Genomic DNA, 23,695 nt, shown 5'->3' on the forward strand with positions numbered 1-23,695 from the left:
AATGCACATAGCAATCCGGTTTGCCCGGGCTCTGTCAAATATATTGAAAGTACCGGTCCCGCTGGTTTAGGGTGGCGAGTGCCTCGGGCCGAAGACAGGCTGGCCGGGCAGAATTCTTCAAGAGTGCCAGCGTCGTTCGCGTGGCGCTTGCATCCACAACAAGAGGAGGCTACTCGCATGACCACCCTGACTCGTGCCGACTGGGAACAACGCGCCCGGGAACTGAAGATCGAAGGCCGCGCCTATATCAACGGTGAATACACCGCTTCGGTTTCCAATCAAACCTTCGAATGCATCAGCCCGGTAGACGGTCGTGTGCTGGCCACCATCGCCAGCTGCGATGCGGCAGACGCCCAGCGCGCGGTGGAAAATGCCCGCGCCACCTTCAACTCCGGTGCCTGGTCGCGCCTGGCCCCGGCCAAGCGCAAATCGGTGATGATCCGTTTCGCCGGCCTGCTCAAGCAGCACGCCCAGGAACTGGCCCTCCTGGAAACCCTGGACATGGGCAAGCCCATCACCGACTCCCTGGAGATCGACGTTCCCGGCGCCGCGCAGGCCCTGAGCTGGAGCGGCGAGGCCATCGACAAGATCTACGACGAAGTCGCCGCCACTCCCCATGACCAGCTTGGCCTGGTCACCCGTGAGCCAGTGGGCGTGGTCGCGGCCATCGTGCCGTGGAACTTCCCGCTGATGATGGCCTGCTGGAAGCTGGGGCCGGCGTTGTCCACCGGCAACTCGATAATCCTCAAGCCGTCGGAGAAATCGCCACTGACCGCGATTCGTATCGCTGCCCTGGCGGTTGAAGCCGGCATTCCCGCCGGTGTGTTCAACGTGCTGCCAGGCTACGGCCATACCGTCGGCAAGGCCCTGGCCCTGCACATGGACGTGGACACCCTGGTGTTCACCGGCTCCACCAAGATCGCCAAGCAGCTGCTGGTGTACTCCGGCGAGTCGAACATGAAACGCGTCTGGCTCGAGGCCGGCGGCAAGAGTCCGAACATCGTGTTCGCCGATGCCCCCGACCTGCAGGCCGCCGCCGAATCCGCAGCCAGTGCCATCGCCTTCAACCAGGGCGAAGTCTGCACCGCCGGCTCCCGCCTGCTGGTGGAGCGCTCCATCAAGGACAAGTTCCTGCCCATGGTGCTGGAGGCCCTCAAGGCCTGGAAACCGGGCAACCCGCTGGACCCGGCCACCAATGTCGGGGCCCTGGTGGATAGCCAGCAGATGAACACCGTGCTGTCCTACATCGAGGCTGGCCACGCCGACGGCGCCAAGCTGCTGGTCGGCGGCAAGCGCACCCTTGAGGAAACCGGCGGCACCTACGTCGAGCCGACGATCTTCGACGGCGTCAGCAACGCCATGAAGATCGCCCAGGAAGAGATCTTCGGCCCGGTGCTGTCGGTCATCACCTTCGACACTGCGGAAGAAGCGATCCAGATCGCCAACGATACCCCTTACGGGCTGGCGGCAGCGGTGTGGACCGCGAACATCTCCAAGGCCCACCAGGCTGCCCGGGCCTTGCGCGCCGGCAGTGTTTGGGTCAACCAGTACGACGGTGGCGACATGACCGCGCCGTTCGGTGGCTTCAAGCAATCGGGCAACGGCCGTGACAAGTCGTTGCACGCATTCGACAAGTACACCGAGCTGAAGGCGACCTGGATCAAGCTCTGAGTCCTTTGTGTCCAGCCCGTCCCTGAAGGGGCGGGCGATCGTAGCGCAGCCGGGCTTTCCGCAAGGGAAGTCCGGCTGTGTTGTCTGTGCCTTGCAGAACAATGATCCACAGGAGCGTGGAAATGCGTTGGGCGACCTATTTCGCCGTTTTGTCCGCTGTCCTGAGCGTGGGCCTGGCCCTGGGCATGACCATGCCGCTGGTGTCCTTCCGCCTCGAAGGCTGGGGCTACGGGCCCTTTGCCATCGGCGTGGTCGCGGCGATGCCGGCTATCGGTGTATTGCTTGGGGCGAAGATTTCCAATCGCCTGGCGGCCCGCCTTGGCACCGCCAGCCTGATGCGCCTGTGCCTGTGGGCGGGGGCGGTGTCCATCGGCTTGCTGGCGCTGTTGCCCAGCTACCCGGTGTGGCTGGTGCTGCGGCTGATCCTGGGCATGGTGCTGACCATCATCTTCGTGCTCGGGGAAAGCTGGATCAACCAGCTGGTTGTGGAGCAGTGGCGCGGGCGCCTGGTGGCGCTGTATGGCAGCGGCTACGCCCTGAGCCAGCTGGCCGGACCCTTGCTGCTGGGAGTGTTGGGCACCGAGCATGACTACGGCTTCTGGGTGTCGGTCGGCCTGTTGGCGGTGGCGCCCTTGTTCTTGCTGGGCCGCAGCGGCGCCCCGGCCACCGAGTCGTGCAGCGTGACCCTGGTGGGCCTCTGGCACTTCTGCAAGGCATTGCCGGCGATTGGCTGGGCGGTGGCGCTGTTCGCCACCTTCGAGGCGCTGATCCTCACCCTGTTGCCGGTGTATTGCCTGAGCCAGGGTTTCAGCGAGGACATCGCCCTGGCGATGGTCAGTACCGTGGTGGTGGGCGATGCCCTGCTGCAACTGCCGATCGGCGCCCTGGCCGACCGGATATCGCGCCGTGGGTTGTTCACCGGCTGCGCGGTGATCCTGCTGTGTTCCAGCCTGGCCATTCCGCTGCTGCTGGATAATCGCTGGCTGATCTGGCCGCTGTGGGTGCTGTTCGGCGCCAGCGCCGGCGGCTTGTTCACCCTGTCGCTGATCCTGATCGGCGAGCGCTATCGCGACGATGCACTGGTGCGGGCCAATGCCCATGTGGCCCAGCTCTGGGGGATCGGCTGCCTGGTCGGTCCCCTGGTGGCGGGAGCGGGCAGCCAGTGGGTCAGCGGCCATGCCATGTTGCTGCTGGTGGCGGCCGGTGCCTTCGGGTTGCTGCTCCTGCTGCTGCGTCCAGGCGCCTTCGGTAGCCCCCAGGCCCAGCCCTCGTAGTGGCTAGAGCATGCGTTCCAGGCCGATGCGGGTGCTCAGCCAGGCGTTGATCCGGCGCCACCAGCTGCCAGGCTCTTGATCCAGGCTGTGCAGCCGGCCCTGGTCCTCGGTGACCCAGGTCAGCTTGCCATCCTCCAGCCTGACCTCGTAGCTCAGGGCCGGGGCCATCCCCTGCCGGGCCAGCTCGCGTACGTGCCAGGCCAGCTCCGGACTGTCCACCAGCACCCCGACCTCGGTGTTCCACAGCACTGAGCGCGGGTCGAAATTGAACGAGCCGATGAAGCTCTTGCGCTGGTCGAAGATCATCGCCTTGCTGTGCAGGCTGGAGTCCGAGCCATGGATGGAGCCACCGTGAAACAGCCTGGGCCCGCTGCCGCCGCGCTCTCCAGGCTGGCGTCGCAGCTCGTAGAGCTTGACCCCGTGCTCCAGCAGTGCCTTGCGATAGGGTGCGTAGCCGCCATGCACCACCGGGACATCGGTGGCTTCCAGGGAGTTGGTCAGCAAGCTCACCGCGACCCCGGCATCGGCGCGGCCCGTCAGGTACACCAGGCCGGACTGGCCGGGGACGAAGTAGGCCGAGACCATGATCAGCTCCTGGCTCACGCGCCGTAGTTCCGGTGCCAGCTGGGTGGTCAGCAACAGTTGCGGATCGGGGTCGCCCTTGGCCAGGACCTTGGCCGGCGCGTCCCACAGGGCCTGGTTCCAGGCCCAGATCAGTTCCCTGCGCCAGAGCTCCATGCGCGGCTGGGTCTGGTAGGCCATCAGCTGTCGATACAGCGCCTGGTTCTGCCGGCGACTGTCCTGCAGCGATTGCTCCAGGCGTAGCCGGGTGTTGTCCAGGTCGTTGGCCGACGGGGCCCGGGACAGGAACTCATCCACCGGCTTGCTCAGAGCGCTGTTCCAGTATTGGTCGAAGCTGTGGCCCAACTGCTCGGCCACCGGGCCGACGCTGAGCATGTCGATGTCGGTGAAGTTCAGGTTGGGCTCGGCATCGAAGTACTCATCCCCCAGGTTGCGCCCACCGACGATGGCCACGCTGTTGTCGGCCAGCCACAGCTTGTTGTGCATCCGCCGATGTTGCTGCGAAAGGTTGAACAGGCGGCCCATGGAGCGGGTGAGGACGGTGCTGCGCCCCAGGTGCAGGGGGTTGAACAGGCGGATCTGGATCTGCGGGTGGGCCGCCAGGGTGGCGATGATCTGGTCCAGGCCGTCGCTGGTGGTGTCGTCCAGCAAGATGCGCACCCGCACGCCGCGATCGGCGGCCTTGAGCAGTTCGTCCACCAGCATCCGTGTGCTGATGCCGTCGTGGACGATGTAGTACTGCAGGTCGAGGCTGCTTTGCGCCCGGCGAATCAATTCGGCGCGGGCCATGAATGCCTCGGTGCTGTTGGGCAGCAGGCGGAAGCCCGAGCGCCCTTGGTAGGGAGCGGCCTGGGCCTTGATCGATTGAGCGAACGCCGAGTCAGTGGCGGCCAGGGCCTGGCTGGGCCGGGGTGGCGTTTGTGGAGTGGCGCAGCCGCCGAGCCCGAGGCCCAGCAGCAGAAGCAAGGAGAACGCCTGTTTACGGCTCAAGTCGGGTCATCTCGTATCACTGCACGGGGTACATGCCTGGCTTGGGACGAAAGGGGCAGGCGTCAGTCCTGGATGTCGCTGAGTAGCTGGCTGGCCGCGGCGCCGACCTTGCGTACCGCATCCTCGATCTGCGGGGTTGGCTTGGCAGCGTAGTTCATCCGCAGGCAATTGCGGTATTTGCCCGAGGCGGAAAAGATGCTGCCCACGGCGATCTGCACCCCCTGGTCCAGCAGGATGCGGTTGAGCTTCAGAGAGTCGAAGCGCTCGGGAAGTTCGATCCACAGCAGGAAGCTGCCTTGCGGGCGGCTGGCGCGGGTGCCGGCGGGAAAGTAGCGGCTGACCCAGTCCAGCATCAGGTCGCGGTTGCGCTGGTACTGGTTGCGCATCTTGCGCAGGTGGGGCTCGAAATGGCCGCCCTTGAGGAACTCGGCGATGGCCACCTGGGGCTGCGGAGCCGTGGAGCCGGTGCTGATGTACTTCATGTGCAGCACCCGTTCCAGGTAGCGCCCGGGGGCTACCCAGCCGATGCGCAGGCCCGGCGCCAGGGTTTTCGAGAACGAACTGCACAGCAGCACGCGGCCATCATCGTCGAAGGACTTGATGGTCCGTGGGCGCGGGTAGGTGTAGGCCAGTTCGCCATACACATCGTCCTCGATGATCGCCACGTCGAAGCGCTGGGCCAGGGTCAGCAAGGCGCGCTTGCGCTGCTCGGGCATGATGTAGCCCAGAGGGTTGTTGCAGTTCGGGGTCAACTGTATGGCCTTGATCGGCCACTGCTCCAGGGCCAGCTCCAGGGCTTCCAGGCTGATGCCGCTGACCGGGTCGGTGGGGATCTCCAGGGCCTTCATGCCCAGGCCCTTGAGGGTCTGCATGGCGCCGTGGAAGCTTGGCGAGTCCACGGCGACGATATCCCCGGGCTGGCAGATGGCGCGGATGCTGGTGGACAGCGCTTCATGGCAACCGGTGGTGATCACCAGGTCGTTGGCACCCACCTGGCAGCCTGAATCCAGCATCAACCGCGCGACCTGCTCGCGCAGCTCCAGCACGCCGTAGATGTTGTCGTAATGCAGGCCGGGCATGTCCTGGCGGCGGCTGAGCCGGGCCAGGGCCCGCAGCAGCGGCTTCATGGTCGGCGTGGTGATATCCGGCATGCCGCGTCCCAGCTGTACCACATCTTTGCGCGGCACCGCGCGAACCAGCTCCAGTACCTGGTCCCACTGGGAAATCTCCACCGGCCGCTGGGCCGGGCGGCCCACTGCGGGCAGGGCCGGCAGCTCGCGGCTGGGCGGCACGAAATACCCCGATTTGGGCTTGGGCATCGCCAGGCCGTTGTCCTCGAGCAGGCGATAGGCCTGCTGCACCGTGCTCAGGCTGACTCCATGCTCGAGGCTCAAGGCACGCACCGACGGCAGCCGGTCGCCGGGTCGGTAGAAGCCCTGTTCGATGCGGGTGCCCAGGAGTTCGGCGAGATTCACATAGAGGGTCATGCTGTTGCCTCGTAGTGGTGGGCGTGAGGACCGGTACAGATCGGCAAAAAATCCAGGATTCAGCAGGATTCTGGCTAAATCTGTATGGAGTTAATACAGATGCTTTGGCTCTGTATCGGTTTTTGCTTGCCACGCATCATGTCGGCTCATGGCAACTTGAGCAACAGGAGCGATGCAGATGAGCGGCTTGAGCGATGTGCGGCTGTCGTTACACAGTCAGGAACTGGTGGCGGAGCAGGAACAGGCAGTGGAGCGAGCATCGTCCCGTTCCGCGCCTTCCGGCCTTGGCCGCTGGGGCTTGTACTGGCATCGGCTGAGCACGCGCAGGGCCCTGCTGGAGATGCCGGCCGAGCAGTTGCGGGATATCGGCCTGAGCCCTGACGAAGCACGGGAAGAAGGGCTCAAGCCCTTCTGGCGGCGGTAGCGGCGCTTGCCTGCCAGGGGCCCTTGGCCCTGGCAGCGGGGAAGGTTCCTGGTGTTCAGGCCAGCTCTTTCAGGCGATGCCAGAGCATGCCCAGGGCCAGCAATGGCGAACGCAGGTGCTTGCCGCCGGGGAAGGTGATGTGCGGCACCTTGTCGAACAGGTCGAACCCCCCACCGTGCTGGCCGCTGATGGCTTCGCCCAACAGCTTGCCCGCCAGGTGCGTGGCATTCACTCCATGGCCCGAGTAGGCCTGGGCGTAATACACATTGGGCTGGTCCTTGAGCCGGCCGATCTGCGGCAGGCGGTTGGCGCCGATGCCGATCATCCCGCCCCACTGGTAGTCGATCTTCACGGCGGACAGCTGCGGGAACACGTCCAGCATCTTCGGTCGCATGTAGGCGGCGATATCCTTGGGGTCGCGCCCGGAGTAGTGGCAGGCGCCACCGAACAGCAGGCGCCGGTCGGCCGAGAGCCGGTAGTAGTCCAGGGCCACTCGCTGGTCGCAGACGGCCATGTTCTGTGGCAACAGCTCTTGGGCCTGGTCCGGGCTCAGGGGCTCGGTGGCGATGATGTAGCTGCCGGCCGGCAGGACCTTGCCGCCCAGTTGCGGATTGAGGTCGTTGAGATAGGCGTTGCAGCCCAGCACCAGGGTCTTGGCGCGCACCGTGCCGCGGGCCGCATGCACCTTGACCTCGGCCCCGTAGTCGATGCGGGTCACGCACGAATGTTCGAACAGGCGCACCCCCAGCCGTTGGGCGGCCTGGGCCTCGCCCAGGGCCAGGTTCAGCGGGTGCAGGTGGCCGGAGCCCATGTCGACCAGGCCGCCGACGTAGCGCTTGGAGCCCACCACGCTGTGCATTTCGCTGGCCTGCAGCAGGCGGGTCTCGTGGCGATAGCCAAGGCTGCGCAGTTCCTCGGCTTCTTCGGCAAAGCCTTCGAGCTCGGCGGGTTTGTTGGCCAGGTCGCAGTAACCCCAGGTCAGGTCGCAAGGGATCTGGAAACGCTCGATGCGCTGGCGGACGATCTCCACCGCCTCCAGGCCCATGAGTTTCATCTGCCGCACGCCTTCGCTGCCGATCACCTTGGTGAACTGCTCCAGGCCGTGGCCGACGCCGCGAATCAATTGCCCGCCATTGCGCCCACTGGCGCCCCAGCCGATTTGCCGGGCTTCCAGCAGAACCACGCTGAGGCCGCGCTCGGCCAGTTCCAGCGCGGTGTTGAGCCCCGAGAAGCCGCCGCCGACCACGCATACGTCCGCGACCTGCTCGCCGGCCAGGGCCGGATAGTCCGGTTGTGGCAGGCTGCTGGCGGCGTAATAGGAAGCGGGGTGCCGGTCGCTGGCGGCGTACTGGAGGCTGGCGGGCATGAAGGGCGTCGTCCTGATCGGGTCTGGAAAATGCACGGAGGATAATCCGCGCCTTTCCGGCGGGGCAACCGCAGGGCGGTCGGCGCTGACCTGGCGGGTGGATTTGAGGCAGAATCCACAGCCGTCCACGTGCCTGTAGGCCTTTTAATGAGCTGTAACCGCCAGATCGTCCGTAGCCTGCGCCAGCAGATTCCCTCCTTCGAGTGCGTGCCTGGCTGCCACGACTGCTGCGGCCCGGTCACCACGTCGCCGGAGGAGATGTCCCGCCTGCCACGCAAGACCGCCGCCGAGCAGGACGCGGCCATGGCGGCGCTGGACTGTGTGCACCTGGGCCCCGAGGGATGCACGGTGTATGACGAGCGACCGCTGATCTGCCGCCTCTTCGGCACCACGTCGAGCCTGCCGTGCCCCAATGGCCGGCGCCCGGTGGAGCTGATCCATCCGCAGGTCGAGAAGCAGATCCACGACTACATGGCCAGCCAGCGCCAGGTGCTGGTCTAGCAGGCTGTTGAAAATCTACCTGCGTTGCCATCGCTGCGTTGAAAACAGGCTGGTGCGCCAGCCCGGTCAAAATGCTCACTTACCACTCGTAAACCGCGCTTTTTCGCCTTGCGCTAGCTGCCTCGCCTACGTTTTTCAACGGCCTGCTAGCCTTCAGTCGGGAATCGGCAGGCTCAGGCTTTCCTTCACTTCCTCCATCACGATGTAGCTCTTGGATTCGCGCACGTGGGGCAGCTTGAGCAGGATGTCGCCCAGCAGCTTGCGATACGAGGCCATCTCCGAGATCCGTGCCTTGACCAGGTAGTCGAAGTCGCCGGAGACCAGGTGGCACTCCAGCACGTGGGGCAGCTTGAGCACCGCCCGGCGGAACTCTTCGAAGGTGTCGCCGGACTTGTAGTCCAGGCTGATCTCGACGAAGACCAGCAGGCTGCCCTTCAGATGCTGCGGGTTGAGGCGGGCGTTGTAGCCCATGATGATCCCTTCGCGTTCCAGGCGCCGTACCCGCTCGGTGCAGGGGGTGGTGGAGAGGCCGACCCGTTCCCCCAGCTCGGTGAAGGAAATGCGTCCGTCGGCCTGCAGGATGCGCAAGATGTTGCGGTCGATCTTGTCCAGGGCGCGGCGGGTCTGGTGGTTGGTTCTCATAGGGGATGCCCCTCCGTGAAAAGCGATATTGCCGAGAATTCTCGCCAAATATAGGCGGTTATATAGTGAAAATCACTGCCTGATGTTTCTTACACTGCGCGCATCTTTGCTTCGAATAACAATCGGCGGCGGTCAGCCGCGATGAGGATATGAAAATGCGCGTTCTGGTCTTGGGCAGTGGCGTTATCGGAACCACCAGTGCCTATTATCTGGCTCAAGCCGGATTCGAAGTGACCGTGGTGGACCGTCAGCCTGCCGTTGCCATGGAAACCAGCTTCGCCAACGCCGGCCAGGTGTCGCCTGGCTATGCCTCGCCATGGGCCGCCCCGGGCGTTCCGCTCAAGGCCATCAAGTGGCTGCTGCAACGCCACGCCCCGCTGGCGATCAAGGCCACCGCCAACGTCGATCAATACCTGTGGATGGCGCAGATGCTGCGCAACTGCACCGCCAGCCGCTATGCCGTGAACAAAGAGCGCATGGTGCGCCTGTCCGAATACAGCCGCGACTGCCTCGACGAACTGCGGGCGGAAACCGGCATCGCATATGAAGGTCGCAGCCTGGGCACCACCCAGCTGTTCCGTACCCAGGCGCAACTGGACGGTGCGGCCAAGGACATCGCCGTGCTCAAGGAGTCCGGCGTGCCTTTCGAACTGCTGGACCGCGACGGCATCGCCCGGGTCGAGCCGGCCCTGGCCAGCGTCACCAACATCCTCGCCGGTGCCCTGCGCCTGCCCAACGACCAGACCGGCGACTGCCAGATGTTCACCACCCGCCTGGCGGAAATGGCCGTCAAGCTGGGCGTCGAGTTCCGCTTCGGCCAGGACATCCAGCGCCTGGACTTCGCCGGCGACCGGCTCAACGGCGTGTGGATCGACGGCAAGCTGGAAACCGCCGATCGCTACGTGCTGGCCCTGGGCAGCTACTCGCCGCAATTGCTCAAGCCGCTGGGCATCAAGGCGCCGGTGTATCCGCTCAAGGGCTACTCCCTGACCGTGCCGATCACCAACTCGGCGATGGCCCCGACGTCCACCATCCTGGACGAAACCTACAAGGTCGCGATCACCCGTTTCGACAACCGTATCCGGGTCGGCGGCATGGCCGAGATCGCCGGTTTCGACCTGTCGTTGAACCCGCGCCGGCGTGAAACGCTGGAGATGATCGTCAACGACCTCTATCCTCAGGGCGGCGACCTGTCCCAGGCCAGCTTCTGGACCGGGCTGCGTCCCACCACCCCGGATGGCACGCCGATCGTCGGCGCCACGCCGTATCGCAACCTGTTCTTGAACACCGGCCACGGTACGCTCGGCTGGACCATGGCCTGCGGTTCGGGCCGCCTGCTGGCGGACCTGATGGCCAAGAAGAAGCCGCAGATCAGTGCCGAAGGCCTCGACATTTCCCGTTATGGCAACCCTCAGGAGTCAGCTAAACATGTCAATCCAGCGCCAGCTCACCAATGAGCGCATGAGCCAGATCGTTGTTCACGGCGGTACCGTCTACCTGGCCGGACAGGTCGGGGACAACCTGCAGGCCGGGATTGAGCAACAGACCCGGGAAACCCTGGCCAGCATCGAGCGCTTGCTGGACCTGGCCGGCACCGACAAGACCCGGCTGTTGTCGGTGACCATCTACCTGAAGGACATCGATGCCCATTTCGAAGGCATGAACAGTGTCTGGGACCAGTGGCTGCCCAAGGGCGTGGCACCGGCCCGGGCCACCGTCGAGGCCAAGCTCTGCGAGCCGGAAATCCTCGTCGAGCTGTCGGTAGTGGCCGCCCTGCCTTAAACGAAAAGATCCCTCTCCCGGTGCCGGTGGCGGTTCTGCGCCATCCAGCACCGGTTTTTATTCCCATGACCGCCTAGAAGTCTGCCGCCATGCGTCCTGCCCGTGCCCTGATCGATCTCCAAGCCCTGCGTCACAACTATCAACTGGCCCGCGAAGTCTCGGGTGCCCGTGCCCTCGCGGTGATCAAGGCCGATGCCTATGGCCATGGCGCGGTGCGCTGCGCCCAGGCCCTGGAGGATTGCGCCGACGGTTTTGCCGTGGCCTGCATCGAGGAAGCCCTGGAGCTGCGCGCCGCGGGCATTGGCGCGCCCGTGTTGTTGCTGGAAGGGTTCTTCGAGGCGTCGGAGCTGGCGCTGATCATCGAGCATGATTTCTGGTGCGTGGTGCACTCGCTGTGGCAGCTGGAGGCCATCGAGCAAGCGAGCCTGGCCAAGCCGCTGACGGTCTGGCTCAAGCTGGACTCGGGCATGCACCGGGTCGGCCTGCACCCCAAGGACTATCAGGACGCCTACCAGCGGCTGCAGGCCAGCGGCAAGGTCGAGAAGATCGTGCTGATGAGCCACTTCGCCCGTGCCGACGAATTGCATTGCACCAGCAGCACCGAGCAGATCGCGGTATTCGAAGCGGCCCGCGAGGGCCTTGGGGCCGAGGTCAGCCTGCGCAACTCGCCGGCGCTGATGGGTTGGCCGAGTGCGCCCAGCGACTGGGTGCGCCCGGGCATCATGCTCTACGGGGCGACGCCGTTCGAAGAGGCCAACTCGCTGGCCGAGCGCCTGCAACCGGTGATGACCCTGGAGTCCAAGGTCATCTGCGTGCGTGAGCTGCCTGCCGGCGAGCCCATCGGCTACGGCGCCAAGTTCATCACCGACAAGCCGATGCGGATCGGCGTGGTCGCCATGGGTTACGCCGACGGCTATCCGCGCCATGCGCCCACCGGTACCCCGGTACTGGTGGCCGGCCAGCGCAGCCGCCTGCTGGGCAGGGTTTCCATGGACATGCTGTGTGTCGATTTGACGGACGTGCCCGAGGCCGGCCTGGGCTCGACCGTGGAACTGTGGGGCAAGAACATCCTGGCCAGCGAGGTCGCCCTGGCGGCCGATACCATTCCCTACCAGTTCTTCTGCAACCTGCGGCGGGTGCCGCTGGTGTACAGCGAGGGCTGAGTTTCCGGGGCCTGCACCGAAAGTCGCCTATCCTGGGGGAATCCGGGGCAAGTGTTGTAAATACTGAACGCTGTCGCCATGATAACGCTCGATTACAACAACGCCTGATTCCCGCCTAGGAGACTGCCGTATTGGACGTCGGTGAACGACTGCAATCCATCCGTAAACTGAAGGGTTTGTCCCAGCGTGAACTCGCCAAGCGCGCGGGCGTCACCAACAGCACCATTTCAATGATCGAGAAGAACAGCGTCAGTCCTTCGATCAGCTCGTTGCGCAAGGTGCTGGGCGGCATCCCCATGTCCATGGTGGAGTTCTTTTCCGAGGAAGTTCTCCAGGAGACTCCTTCGCAGATCGTCTATAAAGCCCACGAACTGATCGACATCTCCGATGGCGCCGTGACCATGAAGCTGGTGGGGCGCGCACGCCCGAGCCGCGCCATTGCCTTTCTCAACGAGATCTACCCGCCGGGCGCCGACACCGGTGAGGAGATGCTCACCCATGACGGCGAAGAAACCGGGATCCTGCTCGAAGGTCGCCTGGAACTGGTGGTAGGCCTGGAAACCTTCATCCTCGAGGCCGGTGACAGCTACTATTTCGAAAGCACCAAGCCCCATCGTTTCCGTAATCCGTTCGATGCGCCGGCGCGACTAATCAGCGCAGCCACGCCAGCGAATTTCTAGACCAAGAGGCGTCCTGCAAGGCTTGCAGCGAGGCCCCAGCGACATTTCGCCGCGATCAAGACCCCTTCGACTTTGGGGTTGTTTCAGTGTGGCGGGCTAACCGTTATACTTTCGCCCGCCTGCGAAACCGTGGCCGCAGGCGTGACTAGCCACCATTGAGGGTGTACGCGTGAACCTAATTATGAAAATGCTGGCCGCACCAGCAACCGTATTGGCCCTTTGGGCAGTCAGCGCTCAAGCTGCGACCAATGACGATATCGCCAAGCGCCTCGAGCCCGTTGGCCAGGTCTGTGTCCAGGGTCAGGAATGCAAGGGGATGGAAGTCGCTGCCTCCGCAGGCGGTGGCGGTGGCGCCAAGTCGCCGGACGACGTGATCGCCAAGCACTGCAACGCTTGCCACGGCAGCGGCCTGCTGGGCGCACCGAAGATCGGCGATACCGCTGCCTGGAAAGAGCGTGCCGATCACCAGGGCGGCCTCGATGGCATCCTGGCCAAGGCGATTACCGGCATCAATGCCATGCCTCCTAAAGGCACCTGCGCCGACTGCTCCGATGAGGAGCTCAAGGGCGCGATCCAGAAGATGTCCGGCCTGAAATAAGCGGTCATCTGCAGCGAAAAAGCCGCTTGCGAGCGGCTTTTTTGTGGGCGCGATTTGACCTGCGCCCTGTTCAATGCAGCAAACTCCCGGCAAGCTCGGTCCAACCCCAATTCACGGACGGTTCCTGGAGGGTCAGATGCTGCAATCCTGTTCCATCGAGCAGGCGGTGGATGAAGTACTCGCCCGCTTGCCGCAACACATCCACATGGGCATGCCCCTGGGGCTGGGCAAACCCAATCGGTTCGCCAATGCCCTGTACCGGCGCATCGCCCAGTTGCCCGAGCGCCAACTGACCATCTACACCGCCCTGAGCCTGGGGCGCCCGGCCCTGGGTGATGGCTTGCAGCGGCGGTTTCTCGAACCCTTCGTCGAGCGGGTGTTCGGCGACTATCCCGAGCTGGACTTCCTCGCCGACCTGCACCGCGACAGCCTGCCGGCCAACATCCGCGTCGAGCAGTTCTTCATGCAGCCCGGCAGCCTGCTGCACAGCGCGGCGGCGCAACAGGACTACGTCAGCAGCAACTACAGCCATGCGGCCCGGGACATCAATGCCGCCGGCCTGAACCTGGTGGCCCAACTGGTGGCCCGCGATCCGCAGCGGCCTGGCCAGCTGAGCCTGAGCTGCAACCCGGACATCACCCTGGACATGCTGCCGCTGATCGCCAAGCGCCGCGCTGCCGGAGAGACCATCCTGATCCTCGGCCAGGTCCATGCGGACCTGCCCTACATGCCGGGCGACGCTGAAGTCCAGGCGAGGGACTTCGACCTGCTGATCGACGAAGAAGAGCGCAGCACGCTGTTTTCCACGCCGAACATGCCGGTGGGCGTGCAAGACCATTGCATCGGCCTGCACGCCAGTACCCTGGTGCGCGATGGCGGCACCCTGCAGATCGGCATTGGCTCCATGGGCGATGCGCTGACCGCCGCCTTGCTGGCGCGCCAGGCGGACAACCAGGGCTACCGTGCCTTGCTGGCGGACTTGCAGGTGGCTCATTGGCAGCCGCTGATCGATCGCGAGGGCGGCGTCGCGCCATTTGCCCAGGGGCTCTATGGTTGCAGCGAGATGTTCGTCAACGGCTTGCTGGCCCTGGCCGATGCCGGGATCGTGCGGCGCAAGGTCTACCCGAGCCAGGAGCTGCAGGAACAGGCCAATGCCGGAACCCTGGACCCCTCCACGCCGGGCGGGGTTGCGATCCATGGCGGCTTCTTCCTCGGGCCGCGCAGCTTCTACCAGCGCCTGCGCGAGCTGCCCAAGGAGCGGCTCGCGGAGTTCAACATGAGCGCCATCAGCTACATCAACGAGCTGTATGGCCATGAGGAGCTCAAGCGCCTGCAACGTCGCGATGCGCGCTTCATCAACAGCGCGTTCACCATGACCCTGCTGGGCGCTGCGGTGTCCGACCAATTGCAGGGCGGGCGGGTGTTGAGCGGCGTGGGCGGGCAGTACAACTTCGTGGTCCAGGGCCATGCCCTGGCGGATGCCCGTTCGGTGCTGATCCTGCGCAGTTGGCGGGAGTCGGCAGGGGAGGTCAGTTCCAACATCGTCTGGGAGTACGGCCATTGCACCATCCCGCGGCACCTGCGGGACATCGTCATCACCGAGTACGGGATCGCCGATCTGCGGGGCAAGTCCGATGCGAAGGTGATCGAGGCGTTGCTCAACATCAGCGATTCACGTTTCCAGCCCGGGCTGATGGAGCAGGCACAGAAAGCCGGCAAGTTGCCCAGGGACTTCCGCCTGGATCCGCGCTTTGCCGATAACACTCCGCAGCGCTTGCTGGACATACAGGCGCGCCATCGCCACCTGTTTCCAGAGTATCCGCTGGGCAGTGATTTCACCGCCCAGGAGCGCGACTTGCTGCGGGCGCTGAACTGGCTCAAGAGCAAGTTCAAGCTCAGCGAGATCCTCGAGCTGGGCAAGGCGGCCTTCGACGCGCCGGAGCCCGAGGCATTTCCCGAGCACCTGGAGCGCATGGGGCTGGAGCAACCCGAGGGCCTGCGTGAAGACCTGTACCAGCGCTTGTTGCTGGCCGGCCTGCAGGCCACTCGTCAGCCGTGAGCCTGGCGCCGGGTCACTCGATGAAAGTGACCACGCCGCCGGCCAGGGATTTGACCCGCGCCAGGGATTCCACGCGGTAGCCCTGGGAGTCCAGTTCGGCGCGGCCGCCCTGGAAGGATTTCTCGATCACGATGCCCAGGCCGGCCACGGTGGCGCCGGCCTGCTTGATGATCGAGATCAGGGCCTGGGAGGCCTTGCCGTTGGCCAGGAAGTCGTCGATGACCAGCACGCGGTCGCTGCTGGTCAGGTGCCGTGGCGAGATGGCCACGGTGCTTTCCACTTGCTTGGTGAAGGAGTAGACGGTGGCCGAGAGCAGGTTCTCGGTCAGGGTCAGGGACTGGTGCTTGCGGGCGAAGATCACCGGTACACCCAGGTTCAGGCCGGTCATGACCGCAGGAGCGATGCCGGAGGCCTCGATGGTCACGATCTTGGTGATGCCCGAGTCCTTGAACAGCCTGGCGAATTCGTCGCCGATCAATTTCATCAACTGCGGATCGATCTGATGGTTCAGAAAGGCGTCGACTTTCAGTACTTGATCGGAAAGCACGATGCCTTCTTCGCGAATTTTCTGGTGCAGTGCTTCCACGGAGCTTCCTCTGATGGCCACTTTGGGGCCAAGGGTCTGTTGAAAAATAGTCGATTTTACCGCTTTAGCATCGCGCGTATATCGGCCAAAGCGTTGTTGCCGCGAACGGCCTTGACCTCGATCGGCGTGTCGTCGTTGCCTTCCCAGGCCAGGTCGTCCGGAGGCAGTTCGTCGAGAAAGCGGCTTGGCGCGCAGTCGATGATTTCGCCGTACTGCTTGCGCTTGGCCGCGAAGGTGAAGGCCAGGGTCTGGCGCGCGCGGGTGATGCCCACGTAGGCCAGGCGTCGCTCCTCCTCGATGGTATCGGCTTCGATACTGGAGCGATGGGGGAGGATTTCCTCTTCCATGCCCATGATGAACACGTAGGGAAACTCCAGGCCCTTGGAGGCGTGCAGGGTCATCATCTGTACCCCTTCGGCGCCGTCTTCCTCTTCCTGCTGGCGTTCCAGCATGTCCCGCAGGACCAGCTTGCCGATGGCGTCCTCGACGGTCATCTCGCCGTCTTCGTCTTTTTCCAGGGTGTTCTTCAGGGCCTCGACAAGGAACCAGACGTTGCCCATCCGGTAGTCCGCGGCCTTGTCGCTGGAGCTGTTGGTGCGCAGCCAGTTCTCATAGTCGATGTCCATGATCATGCTGCGCAGGGCGCCGATCGGATCCTCGCCGGCGCATTGTTCGCGGACCCGGTCCATGAAGCGCTTGAAGCGTGCCAGGCGGTCGGTGAAGCGGCTGTCCAGGTGCTCGCCCAGGCCGATTTCCTCGGTGGCGGCGTACATGGAGATACCGCGTCCGGTGGCGTAGTTGCCGAGTTTCTCCAGGGTCGTGGAGCCGATTTCCCGGCGCGGCACGTTGATCACCCGCAGGAAGGCGTTGTCGTCATCGGGGTTCACGATCAGGCGGAAGTAGGCCATCAGGTCCTTCACTTCCTGGCGGCCGAAGAAGCTGTTGCCGCCGGACAGGCGATAAGGCACCTGGTGGTGCTGCAGCTTCAGCTCGATCAGCTTGGCCTGGTAGTTGCCCCGGTAGAGGATCGCGAAATCGCTGTAGGGACGGTTGGTGCGCAAGTGCAGGGTGAGGATTTCCATGGCCACCCGCTCGGCCTCGGCGTCCTCGTTCTTGCAGCGAATCACGCGGATCTCGTCGCCGTGGCCCATCTCGCTCCACAGCTGCTTTTCGAATTCGTGGGGGTTGTTGGAGATCAGCACGTTGGCGCAGCGCAGGATGCGGCTGGTGGAGCGGTAGTTCTGCTCCAGCATCACCACTTTCAAGGACGGGTAGTCGTCCTTGAGCAGCATCAGGTTTTCCGGGCGCGCGCCGCGCCAGGCATAGATCGACTGGTCGTCGTCGCCTACCACGGTGAACTGGTTGCGCGTGCCGATGAGCATCTTCACCAGCAGATACTGGCTGGCGTTGGTGTCCTGGTATTCGTCCACCAGCAGGTAGCGCACCTTGTTCTGCCACTTCTCGAGGATGTCGGCGTGCTCCTCGAACAGCTTCACCGGCAGCAGGATCAGGTCGTCGAAGTCCACCGCGTTGAACGCCTTGAGCGTGCGCTGGTAGTGGGTGTAGACGATGGCCGCGGTCTGCTCCTTGGGGTTGCGCGCGTTTTCCAGGGCCTGGGCGGGCAGGATCAGGTCGTTCTTCCAGGCGCCGATCATGTTCTTGATCTCGTCGACGCCGTCGTCCCCGGAGTACTCCTTCTGCATGATGTCGGTCATCAGGGCCTTGACGTCGGTCTCGTCGAAGATCGAGAAGCCCGGCTTGTAGCCCAGCCGCACATGCTCCTTGCGGATGATGTTCAGGCCCAGGTTGTGGAAGGTCGACACGGTCAGGCCGCGACCCTCGCCGCTGCGCAGCAGGGTGCCGACCCGCTCCTTCATTTCCCGTGCCGCCTTGTTGGTGAAGGTCATGGCGACGATGTACTGGGCGCGGATCCCGCAGTTCTGGATCAGGTGGGCGATCTTGCGGGTGATCACGCTGGTCTTGCCGGAGCCTGCACCGGCGAGCACCAAAAGAGGGCCGCCGACGTAGTTCACGGCTTCTTGCTGCCGGGGATTGAGTCGGGACATGACGGTAAAAAGGGATCGGTTGCGAAAAGGGCGGGCATTTTAACAGGATGAACGGATTCTGCTGCGTCTCTCCGACTTGTGACGCATAACGCTATCTAAATTTGCCGGTTTTGATACTTTCCCGCAGGATGCGCGCTAAATATGCGTCTAATGTTCGAATTAGAGCGGTACAAGAAATTGCGTATGATAATCAATATCAATTGATATTGTCCTTTTGCGCGCCATAATGCCCGCCGCCAACTTTTTTGCAGAGTCTAGGGAGCTAGCTTGTCCAAGCCTGTCGAACCCTTGCGTGTGCTGCTACTGGCCCTCGAGCCGGTATGGACAGCGTTGTTGCGCGAGTGTGTCGCTCCGTTGGGAGACTCGGTGGTATTGATCAACGCTCCCAGTTGGGAGTCGGTCAGCCGACTGTTCGAAGATGATCGCAACGCGGTCCTGTTGACCATTCCACAACTGCAGCCCGGACCCGGGCGTTGCAGCCTGCCCACGATCCTGTTGCTGGACCAGGAGCCCACGGTGACGCCGGTGGGGGCCAGCGACTGGCTGGTGGGTTCGAGCCTGAGCACCGACGCCTTGCGTCGTTGCCTGCGCCATGTGCGCGAGCGCGGAGTGCTGGAGAACACCTTGCAGCGCCTGGCCGAGCAGGACCCCTTGACCGGCATCGCCAACCGCCAGGGTTTCCAGACGCTGCTGGCGGCGCGCCTGGTGGAAAACGACGGGCGCGGCCTGGCCCTGGGTCATCTGGACCTGGACAACTTTCGCCACGCCAACGATGCCCTGGGCCATCAGGCCGGTGACCGGCTGATCCTGCAGGTGGTCTCGCGGCTCAAGAGCCAGCTGGAGGCCGGTGACCAGCTGGCGCGCCTGGGCAGCGATGAGTTCGCCTTGCTGATCGATACCCGCCGCGCTCCACAGCGCGCCGAATGGATGGCCGAACGCATCACCGAAGCCATGGCCGAACCCTATTGGATCGATGGTGAAAGCCTGTTGATCGGCTGCAGCCTGGGGATCGCCCACGCTCGCGCCAACGCCGGTGCCGACCCGCTGATGTGGCATGCGCACATCGCCATGCAGCAGGCCAAGAGCACCCAGGGCTGCACCTTTCATATCTTCAACGAGCGGATCAACCGCAACGCGCGCAGCCTGGCCGACCTGGAAAGCGAGCTGCGCCGGGCCCTGCGCCGTGATGAGCTGGAGCTGCACTACCAGCCGCGGCTGAACCTGCATGACGGCAAGATCGTCGGCCTCGAGGCCCTGGTGCGCTGGCGCCATGGCGAACGCGGCCTGTTACCGCCCAGCGAGTTCGTGCCCCTGGCCGAGCAGAGCGGACTGATCGTGCCCCTGGGCTACTGGGTCATTTCCCGCGCCCTGCGGGATATGCAAGCCCTGCGCGAGCGCGGGCTGGAGCCGCTGCACATGGCGGTCAACTTGTCGTTTCGCCAGTTCCAGGACAGCCAGCTGCTGTCGACGCTGGGGCGCTTGATCGCCGAGCATGGGGTGCAAGCGCAGTGGCTGGAGTTCGAGCTGACCGAAACCGCCGTGATGCGCCGCAGCGACCTGGTGAAGCAGACCATGGACGCCCTGGGGCGGCTGGGCGTGCGCTTTTCCCTGGACGACTTCGGTACCGGTTTCTCTTCGTTCGTGCACCTCAACAGCCTGCCGATCGCCCTGCTCAAGGTGGACAAGAGCTTTGTCGGCGGCATGGAGCAGCGCGAGGAAAACCGCAAGCTGGTCCACGCGATGATCAACCTGGCGCACAACCTCAACCTGGAGGTGGTGGCCGAAGGCGTGGAGACCGCCGAGCAACTGGCGCTGTTGCGCGACTTCGGCTGCGACCAGGCCCAGGGCTACCTGATCAGCAAGCCGCTGCCGCTGGCCGAGCTGGTGGAGTACCTGACCTTCGGCAACAGCCAGCACGCGCTCCACGAAGAAGTGGTCTGAGCCAGGGGCTCACTCGGGCTGCAGGTCCATGGCCGGCGTCGCCCCCTCGCGCTTGATCATGCGCCGCATCCGCCACTCGAACGCCAGGGTCAGGCTGATGGCGGCGCAAGCCAGGCCCAGGGCCAGGCCCCACCAGACGCCGGTCGGCCCCCAGCCCAGGGTGAAGGCCATCAGCCAGGCCGAAGGCGCGCCAATCAGCCAGTAGCAGCCCAGGCCCACCAGGAAGGTGGTCTTGGCATCCTTGAGGCCGCGGATCGCTCCCATGGCGATGGTCTGGGTGCCATCGAACAGCTCGAACCAGGCCGCCACCGCCAGCAGGCTCACCGCCAGATGGATCACCGGGGCGAAGGCCGGGTCGTTGTGATCCAGGAACAGTCCGATCAACTGGTTCGGCAGCAGCCAGAACACCGCCGCGAATCCCAGCATCACCACTGCGCCGAAAGCGATGCCGACCCTGCCTGCCAGGCGCGCGTCCAGCAATTGCCCGGCCCCGTAGTGCTGGCCGATGCGCATGGTGATGGCGTACGAGACTCCCGCCGGGACCATGAACGCCACCGAGACGATCTGCAGGGCGATCTGGTGCGCCGCCAGCTGGGTGCTCCCCATGGTGCCCATGCACAGCGCGGCGAAGGCGAACAACCCGACTTCCACGGCATAGGTGCCACCGATAGGCAGGCCCAGGCGCCACAGCTCCTGCAGGTAGCGGGTGTTGATCCGCGACAGCCCCTGGCGTAGCGGGTAGGCGGCATAGGCCGGGTGACGCTTGATGTGCCAGGCCAGGGCCACGGCCATGCAGTTGGCGACGATGGCGGTGACCAGGCCGATGCCCACCAGCCCGAGCTTGGGCAGGCCGAACATGCCGGTGATCAGCGCGTAGTTGAGCAGGAAGTTGGCGACCGTGCCGCACAGGCTGATGACCATCACTGGCGTGGCCCGGCCGATGGCGCTGGTGAAGCCGCGCAAGGCCATGAAGCTCAGGTAGCCGGGCAGGGCGAAGGGCAGGATCAGCAGGAACTGGCCGGCGGCCTGGACGTTACTTTCGGTCTGGCCGAACAGCAACAGCACTGGCTTGAGGTTCCACAGCAGCAGGCCGGCCACCAGGGCCATCAGCCAGGCCAGCCACACGCCGGCCTGGGTCAGGCGCGTGGCGCCCTCGATGTCGCCAGCGCCATGCCGGATCGCCACCAGGGTACCCACCGCGGCGATCACCCCGATGCAGAAGATCGAGACGAAAGAATAGCTGGCCGCCCCCAGGCTGCCGCCGGCCAGGGCCTCGGGGCTCAGGCGAGCCATCATCAGGGTGTCGGTGAGGACCATCAGCATGTGCGCCAGCTGCGAGGCGATCAACGGCCCCGCCAGCCGCAGGATGGCCCAGAGTTCGGTACGTGCAGGATGCTGCATGGTCATCAGGCTCGATCAGGTGGATATCGGTAGAGGCGCTGATTCTCGGCGCTCTTGGCCCGTTGCACAAAGCGATAAATATACTTGCTCGCATGATAAAAACTCATGCGAAGCGCTTTCTGGTAGCGTGGCGTCATTGCGCTGCCGGAGCCCGAGCATGTCCCGCCGTCTACCTCCTCTCTACGCCTTGCGGGCCTTCGAGGCCGCCGCCCGGCACAGTTCGTTCACCCGGGCCGCCGAAGAGCTGTCGATCACCCAGAGCGCCGTCAGCCGGCACATCCGTACCCTGGAAGAACACTTCGCCTGCCGATTGTTCCAGCGTAGCGGACGCAACCTGCTGTTGACCGAAGCGGCCCGCCTGCTGTTGCCGGGCGTGCGTGAAGGGTTCGCAGCCCTGGAACGGGCGTGCAGCATCCTGCACGGTGAAGATGGCATCCTGCGCATGAAGGCGCCGTCGACCCTGACCATGCGCTGGCTGCTGGCGCGGCTCAGTCGTTTCCGCCACTTGCAGCCGGGCAACGAAGTGCAGCTCACCAGTGCCTGGATGGATGTGGACTCGGTGGATTTCAACCAGGAGCCTTTCGACTGTGCGGTACTGCTGAGCAACGGCCACTTTCCCGCCGACTGGGAGTCCAGCTGCCTGTTCCCGGAACTGCTGATCCCGGTGGGCGCGCCGAACCTGCTCAACGACCAGCCCTGGGATGCGGCGCGCCTGGCGAGCGCCGAGTTGCTGCACCCGACCCCGGACCGTCGCGACTGGCGCAGTTGGCTCGAACAGATGGGGCTGGCCGACCGGGTTTCGCTCAAGGGCGGACAGGTGTTCGACACCCTGGAGCTTGGGATGATCGCTGCGGCACGGGGCTACGGTGTGTCCATGGGCGATCTGCTGATGGTGGCCGAGGACGTGGCCCAGGGGCGCTTGAGCCTGCCCTGGCCGACGGCGGTGGCCAGTGGCCTGCACTACTATCTGGTATGGCCCAGGACCCGGCCCGGCGGCGAGCGCCTGCGGCGCCTGAGCGACTTCCTGCAAGGGGAGGTTGCGGCCATGCAGCTGCCCCAGGTGGAGCGTCTGGGCTGAAACGTTGAAGCTCCCGGTTGGCGGGGCTGGAGATATATCCTTGCAAGCCGCTCAAGTATTGCCGGGCGCCGCCGAATCCTGGGATATGGAACCAGCGTTCAGGAAGGTCCTAACTCACTAGAAAAACTTGGAATTATTGCTGCCGAGCGTGCCACTTGATCAGGATGATCCGCCTTCTCGGCCAGGAGCCATCATGTCCCAACCCCGTGCCCGGATAGCCTCCCAGCTAGGGCTAGCCCTTGCCCTGGTACTCGCCCTGGTGATCAGCGGCAGCACCCTGTTTGCCTTGCGTTCGCTGGATTCGGCGAACCTCGATACCCGCGAAGAACACCTGGCCAGCGAAGCCCGCCTGCTGGCCGACCAACTCAACACCTTCCATGGCAGCCTGCGCGAGAGTACCCAGCGCCTGAGCGGCTTGTTCGAGAACCGCTTTCGCAGTGGCCTGAGCGTGCATCCCGACGAGCCGGTGACCGTCGCCGGGGTGCAGACTCCTGGCTTGCACCTGGGCAATGTGGTGCTGAACAACAACTTCGATGAAGTGGATGGGTTCAAGCAGATGACCGCCGGGGTCGCGACCCTGTTCGTGCGCAGCGGCGACGATTTCATCCGTGTCAGCACCTCCCTGAGCAAGCAGGATGGCAGCCGCGCCATCGGCACCCTGCTCGACCACGCCCATCCGGCCTACCAGAAGCTCATGGCCGGGCAGGGCTACGTTGGCCGGGCGCTGCTGTTCGAGCGCTTCTACATGACCCAGTACACCCCGGTGACGGACCGCAGTGGCCGAGTGATCGCCGTGTTGTTCGTGGGTTTCGACTACACCGACGCGCAGAACGCGCAGTTCGCCAATCTCAAGCGCTTCCGCATCGGCCAGAGCGGCTCCCTGGCCCTGCTCGACGAACAGCACAAGTGGCTGGTGCCGCCGGCCGGCGTGCAGGCCCTGGACCAGGCAGCGCAGGTCCTGGTAGACGCGGCGAAGGAGCCGGGCAAGGGGCGTTTCTGGAGCGATGGTGGCGAGGACTTCTACAGTCTGGCGATGCCTTTCGCCGATGGCCCCTGGTCGGTGGTGGCGAGCATGCCCAAGTCCGAGATCCGCCAGGTGACCTGGAGCGTGGGGCTGCGCCTGGTGATCGGCAGCCTTTTGGCGATGCTGCTGGCGGTGGGCGCCACGGTGTGGTTGCTGCGTAGCAAGCTGGCGCCCCTGGGCGACCTGGTGCGCCAGGCCCAGGCCCTGGGCGGTGGTGATCTGAGCGCGCGGCTGAATGTTTCCAGCCACGATGAGATCGGCCAACTGGCCCGCAGCTTCAACCAGATGGGCGAGGCCTTGTCGACCATGGTCGAGCACATCCGCCGCTCCGCCACCGAGGTCAGTGGCCGGGCCCAGGCGCTGTCCGGGCTGTCCAGCGG

At 64.6% G+C, this 23,695-nt stretch carries 19 protein-coding genes and 1 pseudogene; 13 read left to right on the top strand and 7 right to left on the bottom strand.

From position 1 onward, the window contains the following. Window positions 1-177 precede the first annotated feature (177 nt). Window positions 178-1,671: an aldehyde dehydrogenase gene (locus GDH07_RS01010; RefSeq protein WP_022641831.1), complete on the top strand. Its 1,494-nt coding sequence runs from the start codon at window positions 178-180 to the stop codon at window positions 1,669-1,671. Window positions 1,672-1,793: 122 nt separating this feature from the next. Then, window positions 1,794-2,945 carry an MFS transporter gene (locus GDH07_RS01015; RefSeq protein ID WP_085594225.1) on the top strand — a complete coding sequence of 384 codons (1,152 nt, stop codon included), beginning with the start codon at window positions 1,794-1,796 and terminating at the stop codon, window positions 2,943-2,945. A gap of 3 nt (window positions 2,946-2,948) precedes the next feature. Here the strand turns inward: GDH07_RS01015 and GDH07_RS01020 are convergent, their stop codons facing one another. Together GDH07_RS01020 and GDH07_RS01025 are read right to left on the bottom strand one after the other, a co-directional pair. Continuing rightward, window positions 2,949-4,517, bottom strand: coding sequence for a phospholipase D family protein (locus GDH07_RS01020; RefSeq protein ID WP_152896505.1), 1,569 nt, complete (start codon window positions 4,515-4,517; stop codon window positions 2,949-2,951). Window positions 4,518-4,579: 62 nt separating this feature from the next. Further along, window positions 4,580-6,004, bottom strand: a complete 1,425-nt coding sequence (locus tag GDH07_RS01025) for an aminotransferase-like domain-containing protein (protein WP_022641828.1) — start codon at window positions 6,002-6,004, stop codon at window positions 4,580-4,582. Window positions 6,005-6,182: 178 nt separating this feature from the next. Here GDH07_RS01025 and GDH07_RS01030 point away from each other — a divergent pair, with 178 nt between their 5' ends. After that, window positions 6,183-6,428, top strand: coding sequence for a DUF1127 domain-containing protein (locus tag GDH07_RS01030; RefSeq protein WP_053133659.1), 246 nt, complete (start codon window positions 6,183-6,185; stop codon window positions 6,426-6,428). A 55-nt stretch (window positions 6,429-6,483) separates the two neighbouring features. Here the strand turns inward: GDH07_RS01030 and GDH07_RS01035 are convergent, their stop codons facing one another. Beyond that, the gene (locus GDH07_RS01035; protein ID WP_152896506.1) at window positions 6,484-7,794 is read right to left on the bottom strand and encodes an NAD(P)/FAD-dependent oxidoreductase; all 1,311 of its coding nucleotides are present in this window, start codon (window positions 7,792-7,794) and stop codon (window positions 6,484-6,486) included. A gap of 147 nt (window positions 7,795-7,941) precedes the next feature. Here GDH07_RS01035 and GDH07_RS01040 point away from each other — a divergent pair, with 147 nt between their 5' ends. After that, on the top strand, window positions 7,942-8,295 hold the full coding sequence (locus tag GDH07_RS01040; RefSeq protein ID WP_022641826.1) for a YkgJ family cysteine cluster protein: 354 nt from the start codon (window positions 7,942-7,944) through the stop codon (window positions 8,293-8,295). Between the two features lie 153 nt (window positions 8,296-8,448). Here GDH07_RS01040 and GDH07_RS01045 read toward each other — a convergent pair whose 3' ends face one another. After that, window positions 8,449-8,937 (bottom strand): Lrp/AsnC ligand binding domain-containing protein, encoded by a 489-nt coding sequence (locus GDH07_RS01045; RefSeq protein ID WP_011064210.1) that lies wholly within the window; start codon window positions 8,935-8,937, stop codon window positions 8,449-8,451. Between the two features lie 155 nt (window positions 8,938-9,092). On the opposite strand from GDH07_RS01045, the gene dadA reads away from it, so the two are divergent. The 6 genes from dadA to GDH07_RS01075 all read left to right on the top strand — a co-directional run bounded on the left by dadA (window position 9,093) and on the right by GDH07_RS01075 (window position 15,219). Beyond that, window positions 9,093-10,394, top strand: a complete 1,302-nt coding sequence (gene dadA, locus GDH07_RS01050) for a D-amino acid dehydrogenase (RefSeq protein WP_053133665.1) — start codon at window positions 9,093-9,095, stop codon at window positions 10,392-10,394. Then, window positions 10,366-10,719, top strand: a complete 354-nt coding sequence (locus GDH07_RS01055; RefSeq protein WP_022641824.1) for a RidA family protein — start codon at window positions 10,366-10,368, stop codon at window positions 10,717-10,719. Before dadA ends, GDH07_RS01055 begins: the two co-directional genes overlap by 29 nt. An 89-nt stretch (window positions 10,720-10,808) precedes the next feature. After that, window positions 10,809-11,882: an alanine racemase gene (gene alr / locus GDH07_RS01060; RefSeq protein WP_152896507.1), complete on the top strand. Its 1,074-nt coding sequence runs from the start codon at window positions 10,809-10,811 to the stop codon at window positions 11,880-11,882. A gap of 131 nt (window positions 11,883-12,013) precedes the next feature. Beyond that, window positions 12,014-12,562 carry a cupin domain-containing protein gene (locus tag GDH07_RS01065; RefSeq protein WP_053133672.1) on the top strand — a complete coding sequence of 183 codons (549 nt, stop codon included), beginning with the start codon at window positions 12,014-12,016 and terminating at the stop codon, window positions 12,560-12,562. A 181-nt stretch (window positions 12,563-12,743) separates the two neighbouring features. Continuing rightward, entirely contained in the window at window positions 12,744-13,160 is a 417-nt protein-coding gene (locus GDH07_RS01070; protein ID WP_031320691.1) for a c-type cytochrome, read from the top strand. Between the two features lie 136 nt (window positions 13,161-13,296). Continuing rightward, window positions 13,297-15,219, top strand: a complete 1,923-nt coding sequence (locus GDH07_RS01075) for an acetyl-CoA hydrolase/transferase C-terminal domain-containing protein (protein ID WP_152896508.1) — start codon at window positions 13,297-13,299, stop codon at window positions 15,217-15,219. Between the two features lie 13 nt (window positions 15,220-15,232). Here GDH07_RS01075 and GDH07_RS01080 read toward each other — a convergent pair whose 3' ends face one another. Both GDH07_RS01080 and rep read right to left on the bottom strand, forming a co-directional pair. After that, the gene (locus GDH07_RS01080; RefSeq protein WP_022641819.1) at window positions 15,233-15,805 is read right to left on the bottom strand and encodes a xanthine phosphoribosyltransferase; all 573 of its coding nucleotides are present in this window, start codon (window positions 15,803-15,805) and stop codon (window positions 15,233-15,235) included. 56 nt (window positions 15,806-15,861) lie between these two features. After that, window positions 15,862-17,871 carry a DNA helicase Rep gene (rep, locus tag GDH07_RS01085; RefSeq protein ID WP_152896509.1) on the bottom strand — a complete coding sequence of 670 codons (2,010 nt, stop codon included), beginning with the start codon at window positions 17,869-17,871 and terminating at the stop codon, window positions 15,862-15,864. Between the two features lie 267 nt (window positions 17,872-18,138). Between rep and GDH07_RS01090 the strand changes: the two genes are divergently transcribed. After that, entirely contained in the window at window positions 18,139-19,812 is a 1,674-nt protein-coding gene (locus GDH07_RS01090) for a putative bifunctional diguanylate cyclase/phosphodiesterase (RefSeq protein ID WP_152896510.1), read from the top strand. 9 nt (window positions 19,813-19,821) lie between these two features. On the opposite strand, the gene GDH07_RS01095 is transcribed toward GDH07_RS01090, so the two are convergent. Further along, entirely contained in the window at window positions 19,822-21,213 is a 1,392-nt protein-coding gene (locus GDH07_RS01095; protein ID WP_172681657.1) for a NorM family multidrug efflux MATE transporter, read from the bottom strand. A 157-nt stretch (window positions 21,214-21,370) separates the two neighbouring features. Here GDH07_RS01095 and GDH07_RS01100 point away from each other — a divergent pair, with 157 nt between their 5' ends. Beyond that, window positions 21,371-22,291 carry a LysR substrate-binding domain-containing protein gene (locus GDH07_RS01100; RefSeq protein ID WP_152896511.1) on the top strand — a complete coding sequence of 307 codons (921 nt, stop codon included), beginning with the start codon at window positions 21,371-21,373 and terminating at the stop codon, window positions 22,289-22,291. 193 nt (window positions 22,292-22,484) lie between these two features. After that, window positions 22,485-23,558 (top strand): annotated as a pseudogene (locus GDH07_RS32780) (Cache 3/Cache 2 fusion domain-containing protein); the annotation flags it as partial. Window positions 23,559-23,695: the final 137 nt, after the last annotated feature.

The sequence above is a fragment of the Pseudomonas piscis genome, from assembly GCF_009380155.1.
Classification (GTDB): Bacteria; Pseudomonadota; Gammaproteobacteria; order Pseudomonadales; family Pseudomonadaceae; genus Aquipseudomonas; species Aquipseudomonas piscis.